Source organism: Microbispora sp. CA-102843 (genome assembly GCF_050936215.1).
Taxonomy (GTDB): Bacteria; Actinomycetota; Actinomycetes; order Streptosporangiales; family Streptosporangiaceae; genus Microbispora.
On record NZ_JBNJNF010000001.1, the window covers coordinates 7,117,476 to 7,130,525 of the forward strand.

Annotated in this window: 10 protein-coding genes and 1 pseudogene; 1 reads left to right on the forward strand and 10 read right to left on the reverse strand. The window is 72.2% G+C overall.

All coding sequences use genetic code 11. The annotated features are described in order from the left end of the window. Positions 1-97: 97 nt before the first annotated feature. From ACQEVJ_RS32970 to ACQEVJ_RS33010, 9 genes and pseudogenes are all read right to left on the reverse strand, one after another. Positions 98-1,069, reverse strand: a complete 972-nt coding sequence (locus ACQEVJ_RS32970; protein ID WP_433107886.1) for an ABC transporter substrate-binding protein — start codon at positions 1,067-1,069, stop codon at positions 98-100. After that, positions 1,066-3,003: an ABC transporter permease gene (locus tag ACQEVJ_RS32975; protein WP_433107888.1), complete on the reverse strand. Its 1,938-nt coding sequence runs from the start codon at positions 3,001-3,003 to the stop codon at positions 1,066-1,068. The genes ACQEVJ_RS32970 and ACQEVJ_RS32975 overlap by 4 nt, the downstream gene beginning before the upstream one ends. A gap of 315 nt (positions 3,004-3,318) precedes the next feature. Continuing rightward, a pseudogene (locus ACQEVJ_RS32980) lies at positions 3,319-4,317 on the reverse strand (quaternary amine ABC transporter ATP-binding protein); the annotation flags it as partial. 383 nt (positions 4,318-4,700) lie between these two features. Further along, entirely contained in the window at positions 4,701-5,462 is a 762-nt protein-coding gene (locus tag ACQEVJ_RS32985; protein WP_433107890.1) for an SDR family NAD(P)-dependent oxidoreductase, read from the reverse strand. A 69-nt stretch (positions 5,463-5,531) separates the two neighbouring features. Continuing rightward, positions 5,532-7,814, reverse strand: coding sequence for a tetratricopeptide repeat protein (locus ACQEVJ_RS32990; protein ID WP_433107892.1), 2,283 nt, complete (start codon positions 7,812-7,814; stop codon positions 5,532-5,534). A 67-nt stretch (positions 7,815-7,881) separates the two neighbouring features. Continuing rightward, entirely contained in the window at positions 7,882-8,649 is a 768-nt protein-coding gene (locus ACQEVJ_RS32995; RefSeq protein ID WP_433107894.1) for an SCO6745 family protein, read from the reverse strand. 72 nt (positions 8,650-8,721) lie between these two features. Next, entirely contained in the window at positions 8,722-9,534 is an 813-nt protein-coding gene (gene dapF, locus ACQEVJ_RS33000; protein ID WP_433113108.1) for a diaminopimelate epimerase, read from the reverse strand. Positions 9,535-9,561: 27 nt separating this feature from the next. After that, positions 9,562-10,473: a tRNA (adenosine(37)-N6)-dimethylallyltransferase MiaA gene (gene miaA / locus ACQEVJ_RS33005; protein ID WP_433107896.1), complete on the reverse strand. Its 912-nt coding sequence runs from the start codon at positions 10,471-10,473 to the stop codon at positions 9,562-9,564. A gap of 28 nt (positions 10,474-10,501) precedes the next feature. Further along, a complete protein-coding gene (locus ACQEVJ_RS33010; RefSeq protein ID WP_433107898.1) occupies positions 10,502-11,035 on the reverse strand; it encodes a methylated-DNA--[protein]-cysteine S-methyltransferase in 534 nt (177 codons plus the stop codon). 42 nt (positions 11,036-11,077) lie between these two features. Between ACQEVJ_RS33010 and ACQEVJ_RS33015 the strand changes: the two genes are divergently transcribed. Beyond that, complete coding sequence (locus ACQEVJ_RS33015) at positions 11,078-11,779, forward strand: class III extradiol dioxygenase subunit B-like domain-containing protein (RefSeq protein WP_433107900.1); 702 nt, start codon at positions 11,078-11,080, stop codon at positions 11,777-11,779. On the opposite strand, the gene ACQEVJ_RS33020 is transcribed toward ACQEVJ_RS33015, so the two are convergent. Beyond that, positions 11,752-12,702, reverse strand: a complete 951-nt coding sequence (locus ACQEVJ_RS33020; RefSeq protein ID WP_433107902.1) for a ribonuclease Z — start codon at positions 12,700-12,702, stop codon at positions 11,752-11,754. The genes ACQEVJ_RS33015 and ACQEVJ_RS33020 overlap by 28 nt on opposite strands. Positions 12,703-13,050 lie beyond the last annotated feature (348 nt).

A 13,050-nucleotide genomic window follows, 5' to 3' on the forward strand; every position in this document is an offset into this window, starting at 1 on the left:
GGTATTCCATCGGCAGGCGGGATCGGCCGCGATCCGTGAGGATCGCGGCCGGCGGTGCTCGCGCCCGGACGGGCGCGCGGAGGTCGTGATCCTCAGATCACTTGGGCATCCAGGCCTGCCACTTGGCCGTGTTGGCCTCCACCCACTTCTTGGCCGCGTCCTCGGCCGACATGCCGTTGTTGGTGATGTCGTCGGCGACCGCGTTCTGGTCGTCGTTCGTCCACTGGAAGTTCTTGACCAGCTCGTACGCCTTGCCGCCCGTGCCGGCGAACTTCTTGCTCACGATCTTGTCGAGGTCGTACGGCGGGTAGTCGCAGGCGACCTTCTTGGGGTCGCTGTCGCAGCCCTCCTCCCACACCGGGAGGTTGACCTTCACCAGCTTGACCTGGTTGAAGAGCCACTGCGGCTCGTAGAAGTACATGAGCAGCGGCTTCTTCTGCTCGCTCGCCTGCTTGGCGGCCTTGATCAGCGCGGCCTCGCTGCCCGCGTACACCACCTTGTAGTCGAGCTTGAGGTTCTTGACCAGCGCCTCGTCGTTGGTGACGAAGGACGGATCGCCGTCGAGAAGCTGGCCCTTGCCGTCCGACTCGGAGGTCTTGAACAGGTCGGCGTACTTGTTCAGGTTCTTGTAATCGGTGATGTCGGGGTACTTCTCCACCATCCACTCGGGCACGTACCAGCCGATCACGCCCTTGTTGCCGGTGCTGCCCGCCTCGACGGCGACGTTCTTCTCCTCGACGTACTTCTTCTTGAGGTCCTCGTGGCCCCAGTTCTCGATGACCACGTCGACGTCGCCCGACTCCATGCCCTGCCAGGACGGCTCCTCGGCGAGCGTCACCTTCTCGACCTTGTAGCCGAGCTCGTGCTCCAAGAGGTAGGACACGACAGCAGCGCTGGCCTCGTAGCCGACCCAGCCGTTGATCGCGATCTTGACCGTGCCCGCCGCGGACGCGCCCGCGGCGCTCGCGCTCGGCGCAGCCGCGGAGTCGTCCTCGACCTTGGCCCCTCCGCAGGCGGCCGCGCTGAGGCCGAGAACGAGAACCCCTGCGATCAGGCGTGACTTCTTCATGCGTTCCTCTTCTTGTGGGGAGAGCGGCGCCCGTTGGCGCCCTGCGTGATCCGGTCGAGCATGACTCCGAGAAGGACCAGGGCGACGCCGGCGGCGAGGCCCTTGCCGTAGTCCTCCTGCTGCGCGAACCCGGCCACGACGTCGTATCCGAGAGCTCCCGCGCCGATCAGCGCGCCGATCACCACCATCGCCAGCGTCATGACGATGCCCTGGTTCGCCGCGAGCAGCAGCGAGCCGCGGGCCATCGGCAACTGGACCTTCCACAGCAGCTGCCGGTCGGTGGAACCGGCGGACTTCGCCGCCTCCACGACGGTCACGGGGACCGCCCGCAGGCCGTCCTCGACCAGGCGCGCGACCACCGGCACCGCGTAGATGAGCGCGGCCATGATCGCGGTGAAGCGGCCGTTGCCGAACAGCGCCACGGCGGGCAGCAGGTAGGAGAACGACGGCATCGTCTGCGCGGCGTCCAGGACTGGCCGCAGCACGGCGGCGAACCACCGGGACCGCGCCGCCGCCACGCCGAGCGCGAGCCCGGCGGCGATCGTGATCACCGCGCCGACCAGCACCATCGTCAGCGTCTGCATGCCGTGCTCCCACAGGCCGAGCGCGGCGACACCCAGGAGGCAGGCAGCGGCGACCAGACCGGCCATCAATCCGCTCACGCGCCAGGCGAACGCCAGCACGGCCGCCGTGATCAGCCACCAGGGAGCGCTGGTCAGCACGTTCTGCAGCGGGTTGAGCAGGCCATACGCGACGGTGTCGTTGAGGAAGCCGGTGAAGGTGTACCAGTGCGCCTCGATCCAGTCGGCCACGTCGTTGATCGGCCGGATGATCTGCACCTGCCACTGCTCGGGGAACTCCTGCGCCAGCACGGGTGTCAGGGCGAGCCCGGCGGCCGTGAGGACGGCGAAGCCGCACCAGCGGACGATCCTCGCCCGGGTCCCGCCCTCGCGCCGCTGCGCCGCCGCCCGCGTCACGCGGTCGAGCACGATGGCGATCAGCACGATCGCGACCCCGGGCACCAGCGCGGCACCGACGTTCACCCGGGCGAGCGCCCGGATCAGGTCCTCGCCGAGACCGGGCGCCGCGATCAGCGCCGTCAGCGGCACCATCGACAGTGCCGCGGCGATCGTCTGGTTGACGCCCAGCATGATTGTGTTCAGTGCCAGCGGCAGGCGGACCTTGCGCAGCGTCTGCCATCGGGTGGCGCCCAGCGAGTCCGACGCCTCCACTGCGACACCGGAGACCCGCTCGATGGCGAGTGCGGTGATCCTGATGGCGGGCGGCATCGCGTAGATCATCGTGGCGATCGTCGCGGACGCCGGCCCTATGAGGAACAGCAGCACCATCGGCGACAGGTACGAGAACGTCGGCATGATCTGCATGACGTCGAGCACCGGCGTCACGATCCGCCGGACGCGGGGCGAGCGGCCGGCCCAGATCCCCAGCGGGATGCCGAACAGCAGCGACAGCACCACCGCGGACAGCGTCAGCGCGAGCGTCTCGACGCTCGCCTCCCAGAACCCGAGCACGCCGAGGCCGGCGAAGCCCACGAGCGAGACGAGCGCGATCCGCCAGCCGCCCGCGAGCCAGCCGAGACCGGCGGCCAGGCCGACGAGCCCGGGCCACCCCAGCGCGACCAGGACGCCCTGGATCATCGCGAAGACCTCCGCCGCACCCAGGCGGAGGTAGTTGACGACGTACAGGAAGATCGGGTTGCTGTTGCGGTTGGCGTCCACCCAGTCGCGGGCGTCGTTGAGCCAGTGGAACAGGGTGGCGTCGTCGTCGTGCGGCAGCACGGCCTTGCCGCGGAAGGCCACGTAGAGGGCCACCCCCGCGACCACTCCGACGACCGGCGCGACCCATCGCGGCAGGCGCCGGACCCGCCCCGGGGTATGAACGGGCGGCGCCACCTGAACAGGCGCGCTCACCATCTACGCCTCCCCGGCCGCGCCGGCGGAGGCGACCGCCGCGCCCCCGCGAGTCCTCGCCTCGGCGCGCGCGGAGGTCTCGCCCTCGTCCCGCGCCAACTGCTCCTCCTGAACGGCCTCTGCGGAGGCGACGGGCTCGTCGCCGCCGGACTCCTCCGGGCCGGCGGGCTCCTCGGCAGACTCCTCGGCAGACTCCTCCGCAGAGGCGGCGGGCTCCTCGGCAGACTCCTCAGTGGATTCCTCTGCGGAGGCGACGGGCTCGTCGCCGCCGGACTCCTCCGGGCCGGCGGGCTCCTCGGCAGACCCCTCGCTGGGGGCGGCGACGACCACGCGCTCGGTTTCGGGCCGCACCGCGCCGAGGAGATCGACGCGGCTCACCACGCCGACCAGTTCGCCGTCGGCGACGACCCGGATGGGCCGGTCGGACGCCATCGCGGCCGGGACCGCGTCGTGGATCACGGTGTCGGCGGGGAGTTCGGGACCGTCGAGCGGCTCGTCCGACTCTGGGGCGCGGGAGATCCAGCGCAGCGACAGCACCTGCGCCCTGGGGACGTCCCGCACGAAGTCGGCCACGTAGTCGTCGGCGGGCGCCCCGACCAGTTCCTCGGGGGTGCCCACCTGCACGATCGCCCCCGCCCGCATGATCGCGATGCGCTCGCCGAGCTTGAGCGCCTCGGACAGGTCGTGGGTGATGAAGACCATCGTCTTGCCGACCTCGCGGTGCAGCCGGATGACCTCGGCCTGCATGTCGCGGCGGATCAGCGGGTCGAGCGCGCTGAACGGCTCGTCGAACAGCAGCACCTCGGGGTCGACGGCGAGGGCCCGGGCCAGCCCCACCCTCTGCTGCATGCCGCCAGAAAGCTGCTCGGGATAGGAGTCCTCGTGGCCCTCCAGCCCGACCAGCGAAAGGATGCGCCGGGCCTTCTCGTGCCGCTCGGCCTTCCCGACGCCCTGGATCTCCAGGCCGTAGCCGACGTTGTCCACGACCTTCCGGTGCGGCAGCAGCCCGAAGTGCTGGAAGACCATGCTCACCCGGTGGCGGCGAAGCTCCCGCAGTTGCTTGGCCGACATCGCGCGCACGTCCTGACCGTCGATGCGCAGCTCGCCCGCCGTCGGCTCGATCAGCCGGGTGAGACAGCGCACCAGCGTCGACTTGCCGCTGCCCGATAGGCCCATGACGACGAAGACCTCGCCTGGGTGTACTTCGAAGCTGACGTCCCTGACGGCGGCGGTGCACCCCGTCTTCGCGCGGAGTTGCGCGGGCTCAAGGTCTGCGTCGGGGCTGCCGATGATCCGGTCGGCCTTGGGACCGAAGATCTTCCAGAGCCCGCGAACCTCGATCGCGGCTGTGCCCACTCTGATTCCCCTCACTTGGCGCTCGCCCGCGAGGCGGCGTGGACGCCCGGAAACGCCAAAGCACGGCGCGAGGGCTGCCGCTCGCAGGCCGTGAATGAAGAGCGGGGGCCAACGACTCCTCAGGGCACACGCACAGGCGTTGCGCTACGCGCAACACGGATCCTGTTTTGACAACAGGTCCGACGCTAGGGCCCCCGTGTCTTAGCGTGGTGAAATATGTCACATAATCTTCATATCGTGATCATCCGGTGATCTTTCGCCCCATGCGTCGCATGGGGCAGTGAGGGCGAAACGGCGGCGCGTGAGGACCCATCTCCGGCGAGGCGGCACCGGGAGTGTCGGGATCAGGTGGCGAGAATGCCTCCGTCGACCGGGAGCACCGCCCCAGTGACGTACGAACCGGCGTCGGAGGCGAGGAAGACGGCAGCGGCGACGAGTTCCTCCGGGTCGCCCGAACGCCTCATGAGGACCCGCTGCTCTTGCATGCGGTCGAGGTAGCCGTCGGGATACTCCGCGGTCATCTCCGAGTCGAAGAAGCCCGGCTCCAGGCAGTTGACCCGGATGCCCCGGCGCGAGGTCCACTGCTGCGCGAGATCGCGGGTGAGCCCGGCGACGGCGGCCTTCGACGCGCTGTAGGCCGCCTGCGGCAGCCCGGCCGTGGTCTCGCCGAGCACGCTGCCGATGTTGACGATCGACGAGCCCGGCCGCATGACCCGGGCACAGGCCTGCGACATCCAGTAGGTGCCGTTCAAGTTGACGTCGAGCACGCGGCGGAACTCGCCCGGCGTCTCCCGCAGGGCGGGCACGGCCGTGCCGACGCCCGCGTTGTTGATCAGCACGTCGACGCGGCCGAACTCGCCCATGGCCGCGTCGACGAGGGCCTGGCACTCCTCGGGGACCGACACGTCGGTCCTGACCGCCAGGCAGCGGCGGCCGGTCTCCTCGACCAGCCGCCGGGTCCGCTCCAGGCCCTCGGGACGGCGGGCCCCGATCACCGTGTCGGCGCCCGCCTCCGCCAGACCCCTGGCGAAGGCGACGCCGAGCCCCGACGAGGCCCCCGTCACGATGGCCACCTTGCCGTCAAGACGGAACCGGTCCAGGATCACGCCGCCTCCTCGCTCAAGAGTCGAGTGCGACTCTAAAGCAAGGTTCCGCCAAGGTGTGGGGCGGGCGGATCAGAGGCCGTACTCCTTGGAGATCCGCTCGTGCCGCTCGGCCTCGATGCCGACCTCGCGGGCGAGGTCGAGCCACGCGAGCGGGTGGGACCACTGCTCGGTGACGTCGTCGAGAACGGCGTCCAGCTCCGCCGGCCGCACGGTGGGCGGGATCGCGATCCAGCCGAACACGCCGGGCAGCTGCTCACCGGTGGCCGGGTGGGTGACGCGGTAGTTCTCGTCGCTGTAGACCCACATCGGCCAGCCGCGCTCGGCGAGGACCTCGTTGAACTCGGCCCACTCGTCCTCCGACGGCGCGGCGCCGTCGAAGAACCAGCTCGTGTAGCCGCCCGGACGCAGCATCGTCACCCCGGCGAACGGGATGACGAAGCTCTCCCGCTCCTGCTCGTTCTCCGGGATCGGCTCCAGCGGCCGGGGGTCGATCACGACGACGTCGCCCGCGTTGTACTCCATGCCGCGCGGCTGCGGGATGGCCAGGCGCGCGGTGGCCGGACCGGTCCGTACGGCGAGCACCTCCCGCTGGCTGCCGTCGGGGGCGGGGAGGATCACCCGGACCAGGTGCCATTCCTCCTCGATCGGGCCTTCTCCCGACTCGATCGGCATGCCGAGCTTGGTGCCCGCGGCGCGCACGGCCGCCCAGTCCTCCACGGCGGTGGACAGGACGATGAACCGCCAGACGTCCTCCTCCTCGCCCTCACCGGAGTCGAGCAGGGGCTTGAGGATCTCGGCCGCCTTGGCGTTGTCGCCGAGCTGCTGGACGGCGCCCGACCACAGCCGGCGCGCCTCCAGCCCGCCCTCGTGGGCGACCGCCTGCTCGGCCTCGGCCGCCGTCTGCTCCCAGCGCTCGCGCGCGCGGTGCAGCCGGGCGAGGGCGAGGTGCGAACGGGTCTCCGGCAGCCGGGCCGCCAGGGTCTCCACCCGCTCGTCCTGCCGGGCCTCGATGAGCAGGCCCGTGAGGTAGGAGATGTCCTCGTCGCCTGCGGCGGCCGGGTCGCCGTCCTCGACGATCGTCTTCCAGTAGACGTCGGCGCCCACGGGGGCGTAGCCGAGGAACCCGAGCGTCGTGGTGTGCCGCCGGGTGGCCTCGAGGTCGGTGCCGGACAGCGGCCACAGCCAGCCCACCCACCGCTCGGGGTCTGCCGTGCGGCCGTCGGCGGCGTCGAAGTAGGCCACCAGCTCGTCGCGGGGGCCGGGCGGCGGCAGCTCCTTGGCGGCGTCGGCCGCGGCGCGCAGCTCGGCCACCCGCTCGGCCAGTCCCTCGGTGACGCGGAGGTCGGCGATCGCGGCCTCGGCGTAGTCGGCCAGCAGGCGGGCCTGCCACAGGCCCTGCCGGGCGACCGCCAGGTGCCCGGCCGTCAGCGCGAGCTCGAACCGGGCGCGGTGGCCGCCCACGCTCTCGAAGTAGGCGATCCACTGGCGCAGGATGCGGCCGAGCTGCCAGGTGTTGGCGATCGAGCCGCCCGCGGTGAGCATGCGGACGGTGCGCGCCCACTCGACCCACTCGCGCGCGTGGTCGCCCACCACGTCGAGGTCGGGCAGCGCGTCCACGGCCTCCTGCAGACGGCCGAGGGTGGCCAGCACCTGCGACTTGAGCAGGGTCTCGCGGCGGCCCTTCGCGACCGGGTCGTCCGGCTTGAAGTCGGTCGAGGCGTCGAGCGCGGCCAGCGCGTCGTCCGGGCGTCCGGCGGCGAGCAGGGCCCGCGCGGAGGCGGCGCCCAGCTCCCAGCTCGCCTCACGTCCCTCGCCGCGCAGGCGCTCGACCGCCGCCTCGGCGTACGCGACGGCCTCGGCCGCCTGGCCCGCGTCGATCAGGGCCGCGACGTACTGCGTGGCCAGGCCGGGGAAGGCGAGGGAGTCCGGGCCGACGCCGTCGAGGGCCGCGCCGAGGGCGGCCAGGCGGGTGTCGGCGTAGCCGGGGCCGTCGGTGTTGGCCTGGGCCATCGCCAGGACCTCCACGGCGCCGGGGGCGGCGGGACAGTCGCGTACGTCGTCACGCTGGGCGAAGTCCGCCAGCGCGACGGCGTCGTCGAGCGCGACCGCGCCGATCGCCCGATCGCCCACCCGGCCGAGCAGGTGCCAGTAGCGCGCGAAGAACTCCAGCCACGGCTTCTCCAGCGTCTCGGCATGCTGCGCGATCGCCGGCGCCACGACGTCGAGCTGGGCGAAACGGCCCTCCAGCGCCTGCGCGGGCACGTCACCCAGCGCCATGGCCAGCCCCGTGTTGCCCGCCTCGTGCAGTTCACGCTGGGTGCCACCGACCCAGGCCCAGATGTCCACGTCCATGAGCAGTCAGTCTGCCAGGTCGCCGACCATGACCCAAACAGCACGCGGCCTTCGGCCTACGGGCGCGTCAGCGCGTGCGGGCCACCCGGGACGCCTCCCGGAGCAGGCCGGAGAGCTCGGCGAGCTCGGCCGGGCCGAGCGCCGCGTACGCGCGGGCGACGAGATCGTCGGTCAGCTCCTCCGCCCCGGCCCTGCGCTCCGCCGCCTCCGCCGACGGCTCCGGGTAGGGCTCGGGCCAGGCGAGGAAACGGGCGACGTCGGAGGTTCGGTCGTACGGGACCGGGGTCCCGGTGTTGTCCGCGCCGACGAGGGTGGCCTCCAGCGGGTCGAGCCCGTGCGCCACCACGGCCGTCGCGTGCCGGGCGCCGCGCAGTTCCCGTACGACGTGGAGCAGGTGGGCCGCCAGGGCGGGCCCGCCGCCGGGCCGCGGCATGGCCCGCCATCCGGCGAACAGCGGCGCGCAGAACGGGTCCGCGGCGTCGGCGACGGCCGCGAGCAGTTCCGCCAGCCGGTCGGCGTTCCCGAGCCGGGCGAGCCTGCGCCGTCCCCAGTCGTGGCAGGCGCCGGCGTACAGCGCGGTGGCCTCCTCGGCCGGGAGCTTGCGCCCGCCCTCCCACGACTCGCGGACGTGCCCGGACGGGAAGAAGACGACCGCCGCGAGCACGACATCGGCGTCCACCTCGCCGAGGACGCCGCACCTGCCCCGAAAGTACATCTCACGGGGACCGACGCCGTGGCGCTCGCACAGCGCCTTGACCTCCCGGGAGATCATGAACCCCCCGCCGAGGGCCCCGATGGCCGCCTTCGTCTCCACCACCGCGTCACGCGGGTCCATGCGCCCTCCTAGGTCTACTCTCCAGACCCAGGGTGACGGATCAGAACAAGGTTCTGCAAGTCCCTGAAACGATCAGAGGACGGCGGGCCACTCCCCCGAGGCGACGAGGACGGCGGGCCCCGACAGGTAGCTCGTGTCCTCCTCAAGCGTGACGGTGACCGTGCCGCCGAGGACCCGGACCTCCCAGGTGCCGGTGGTCTCCCCGGCGGCGCGGGCGGCGGCGACGACCGTCGCGACCGCCCCGGTGCCGCACGAGCGCGTCTCCCCCGAGCCCCGCTCGTGCACCCGCATGGACACCTTGTGGTCGCCCACCGCGTTGAAGATCTCGACGTTGACGCCCTCCGGGTAGACCCCGCGGTCGAAGTCCGGCTCGCGGCCGAGATCGAACCCGGCCACCGGCTCCTCCACGACGCACGCCAGGTGGGGGTTGCCCATGTTCACGTTCACGCCTCGGCACTCGCGACCGTCGACGATCGCGCTGCTCTCCCCCAGCACCCGCGGCCTGCCCATGTCCACGGTCACGTCGCCCGTCGCGCCGAGCCGTACGCGCTTGAGGCCCCCGCGGGTGGCGACGGCGAACTCGCCGGGCGCCGCGAGGCCCGCGTCCACGAGGTAGCGGGCGAAGACCCGCACGCCGTTGCCGCACATCTCGGCGATGCCGCCGTCCGCGTTGCGGTAGTCCATGAACCACTCGGCCTCGCCGGCCTGCCCGGCCACCTCGGGGCAGAGCTTGGTGCGCACGACGCGCAGCACCCCGTCGGCGCCGATGCCCGCACGCCGGTCGCACAGCGCCGCGACGTCCGGCGCGGACAGGTCCAGCGCACGATCGGCGTCCGGCAGGATGACGAAGTCGTTCTCGGTGCCGTGGCCCTTCACGAACCGCAGGCCCTTCACAAACCGCATGGCAGAAGTCTAGGAGGCACCCGTGATCACGCCGATCGCCCGGTCGGCCAGATCGGGCGCGTCGAACGGCAGCCACACCACCCGGGGGTCGCGGCGGAACCACGACTCCTGCCGCCGGGCGAACCTGCGGGTGGCCCGCACCGTCTCCTCCCGCGCCTGCTCCTCGGTCCACTCCCCCGCGAGGAACCGCAGCACCTGCGCGTATCCGAGCGCCCGGCTCGCGGTCCTGCCGTCGGCCAGGCCGCGCGCGGCGAGCGCGCGCACCTCGTCCACCAGCCCGGCCTCCCACATGAGGGCGACCCGGCGCTCGATCCGCTCGTCCAGGACCGGCCGCGGCACCTCGACGCCGATCTGCACGCTGTCGTAGACCGCGTCGTACGACGGCATCGTGGCGGAGAACGGCCGCCCGGACAGCTCGATGACCTCCAGCGCGCGGACGATCCTGCGGCCGTTGCTCGGCAGGATGTTCTCCGCGGCCACCGGGTCGAGGCCCTTGAGCCGTTCGTAGAGGGGCGCCGGGCCGGTCTCGGCGAGCTCCTTCTCCAGCCTGGCCCGCGCGTCCGGGTCGGTCCCCGGGAACTCCAGGTCGTCGATCGCGGCGCGGACGTAGAGCCCGGAGCCGCCCGCCAGCACGGGCACCCGGCCGCTGGAGCGCAGGTCGTCGATCAGGGGGCGGACGAGCCGCTGATACTCGGCCACGCTGGCGGTCCGCGTCACCGGCCAGATGTCCAGCAGGTGGTGGGGGACGCCGCGCCGCTCCCGCGCCGAGAGCTTGGCCGTCCCGATGTCCATGCCCTCGTAGAGCTGCATGGAGTCGGTGTTGATCACTTCGCCGCCCAGGCGGAGCGCGAGTTCGACGGCCAGATCGGACTTGCCCGCCGCGGTCGCGCCCACGACGGCGATCACAGGTAGCTGCCCCACACCCTCCAGTGTCCCAGCGGCGGGGAGGTCACATGTCCCAGTCGAGGGTGGGCGGCAGGTGGCCTTCGAGGGTGAGCAGCCACCGCTTGGACTCCACTCCCTCGCCGCCGCTGAAGCCGCCGAGCCCGTTGCTCGCGACGACCCGGTGGCACGGCACGATGATCGGGATCGGGTTGGCGCCCATGATCGAGCCGATGGCCCGCGCCGGGACCCCCGTGCCGCTCCGCGCCGCCAGCTCCCCGTACGTCACCACCTCGCCGTACGGGACTGTGGCGAACAACGTGCCGAGGACCTGCCGCTGGAGCGACGACATGAGCCGCCAGTCCACCGGGACGCGGAACTCCTTCAGCTCGCCCCGGAAGTACGCCGCCAGCTCCTCGCCGACGGAAGCCGTACGCACCGGGTCGTCGGCGACGGCCATCCCGAGGCGATCGGCGATGCGCTCCCTGAGCAGGGGGCCGTCCCTGAAGTCCGTCGCGGCGACCCCGTCCTCGGTGACGGCGGCGAGGACGTCGCCCAGCCTGGTCGGTACGGTCGCGAACGCCACCGTGCTGCTGTCCATGTGTCCCATTCTGCGCGCGCCCCGGGGGGGTAGGGTGATCGGGTGCTGGTCGCCGCTGCCGTCTGCCCGCATCCTCCGCTGCTCGTCCCGCAGGTCGCCGGGGCCGCCGCACCCGAACTCGACGACCTGCGCGCGGCCTGCGCCGCGGCGGTCGGCTCGCTTCTGGACGCCCGCCCCGACGTGCTGGCCGTGACCGGTGGGGCGGAACTCACCGCGTCCTTCCCCGGGGACGCCGCGGGGACGCTGCGCCCGTGGGGCCCCGACGTCCGGGTCGGTCCGGGGGATCTCGTCCTGCCCCTGTCGCTCACGATCGGCCGCTGGCTGCTTGAGCGGGGGCACGCGTCCGGGGACGGCCTGCCCGCGCTGCGGTTCGAGGCGGTCGGATTCGACGCGTCGCCGGCCGAGTGCGCCGCGCTGGGCCGCCGCCTGGCGGAGTCGGCGCGGCGGGTGGCGCTGCTGGTCATGGGCGACGGCTCGGCCCGGCGCACCGAGAAGGCACCGGGTTACATCCATCCCGACGCCGTGCCGTACGACGAGGTGCTCGCCGGCGCGCTCGACTCGGGCGACACCGGTCGTCTGCTGGGCCTCGACCCCGACGAGGCGCGGGAGCTGTGGGCGGCGGGCCGGGCGGCCCTCCAGGTGCTCGGCGGCGCCGCGCACGGGGCGCCCCCGCCGGCCGCCGAGCTGCTGTACGACGACGCGCCGTACGGCGTGGGCTACTTCGTCGCCCGCTGGACCTGGTAGTCGGCACGCTTCGGCACGGGGACGCGCATGAGGTCGCGCGCCGTCACGACGTCCCCCGCATAGGACTTGCGCACCTCGTCCACGAAGCGCGGCTCGTCCGCCGTCGTGTAGCGCTCGGAGAAGTGCGTGAGCACCAGCCGCCGCACCCCGCAGGCCGCCGCGACCTGACCCGCCTGGGCCGCCGTCAGGTGCCCGTACTGCGCGGCCATCGCGCTCTCGTCCGACAGGAACGTCGACTCGATCACCAGCAGGTCGACGCCGTCGGCCAGGGCGAACGCTCCGTCGCACAGCCGGGTGTCCATCACGAAGGCGGCGCTCTGTCCAGGCCTGGGGGCGCTGCACTCGTCCAGCGTGACCGTCGAGCCGTCCGGCATCGTCAGCGAGCCGTGCCGCTGGAGCTCCCCGATCATCGGACCGCGCACGCCGCGCCTGGCCAGTTCCTCGGGCAGCATGCGGCGCCCGTCCGGCTCGTCCACGCGGTAGCCGTACGACTGGACGGGATGCGACAGCGGCCGCGCGGTCAGCGTCACGGGGCCCGCCGGCCACCGGACCACCTCGCCGGAGACGGGGCGGGGCGCGATCACGTCGGTGTCGGCGAAGGCTGACGCATTGCGCAGCCTGCGCCAGTACGTCTCGCCGCTCGCGGGGTAGGCCGCCCGCACCTCGTGGTTCACCTTGTCCCTGGCGATCCGCTGGACCACGCCGGGCACCCCCAGGCAGTGGTCGCCGTGGAAGTGGGTGACGCAGATCCAGGTGATGTCGTGCGCGCTCACCCCGGCGTGCAGCATCTGCCGCTGCGTGCCCTCCCCCGGATCGAACAGGAACCCCTCGCCGTCCCAGCGCAGCAGGTAACCGTTGTGGTTGCGGTGACGGGTGGGCACCGCACTCGAGGTGCCGAGGACGACCAGCTCACGAACGGACACACCGCCGATGCTAAGACGTGTCGGGCGATCGGGCCCTGCCGCACGTGCCCCCGCCGCCATCGCCCTCATCTGATAAAGCGCGGCTCCGCCAAAGATTTGCCGCTATTCGTGATATTTCCTCAAATAAGGCCGGGCGGCATATTTGGAGTTCCCGGAAATCGGTGGAACCGCCGCTGAATTTCATACGCGGCGGGCAGACTGAGAAATCGGAAACAACTGACCGCCGCATGGAAGAACACGACCTTGCCGGATTTCTCCCCCACCCCACGGCACCGACGCGACGGTCATCCCGTCCTCGCCCTGACGGGCGTGATCGGCGTGACCGCGATCGCCGGGCTCGGCGTCGTC

Excerpts from the sequence above, each read along its gene's own strand:
- ACQEVJ_RS32970 (WP_433107886.1), bottom strand. The coding sequence starts at position 1,069 with ATGAAGAAGTCACGCCTGATCGCAGGGGTTCTCGTTCTCGGCCTCAGC.
- ACQEVJ_RS32975 (WP_433107888.1), bottom strand. The coding sequence starts at position 3,003 with ATGGTGAGCGCGCCTGTTCAGGTGGCGCCGCCCGTTCATACCCCGGGG.
- ACQEVJ_RS32990 (WP_433107892.1), bottom strand. The coding sequence starts at position 7,814 with ATGGACGTGGACATCTGGGCCTGGGTCGGTGGCACCCAGCGTGAACTG.
- ACQEVJ_RS32995 (WP_433107894.1), bottom strand. The coding sequence starts at position 8,649 with ATGGACCCGCGTGACGCGGTGGTGGAGACGAAGGCGGCCATCGGGGCC.
- ACQEVJ_RS33010 (WP_433107898.1), bottom strand. The coding sequence starts at position 11,035 with ATGGACAGCAGCACGGTGGCGTTCGCGACCGTACCGACCAGGCTGGGC.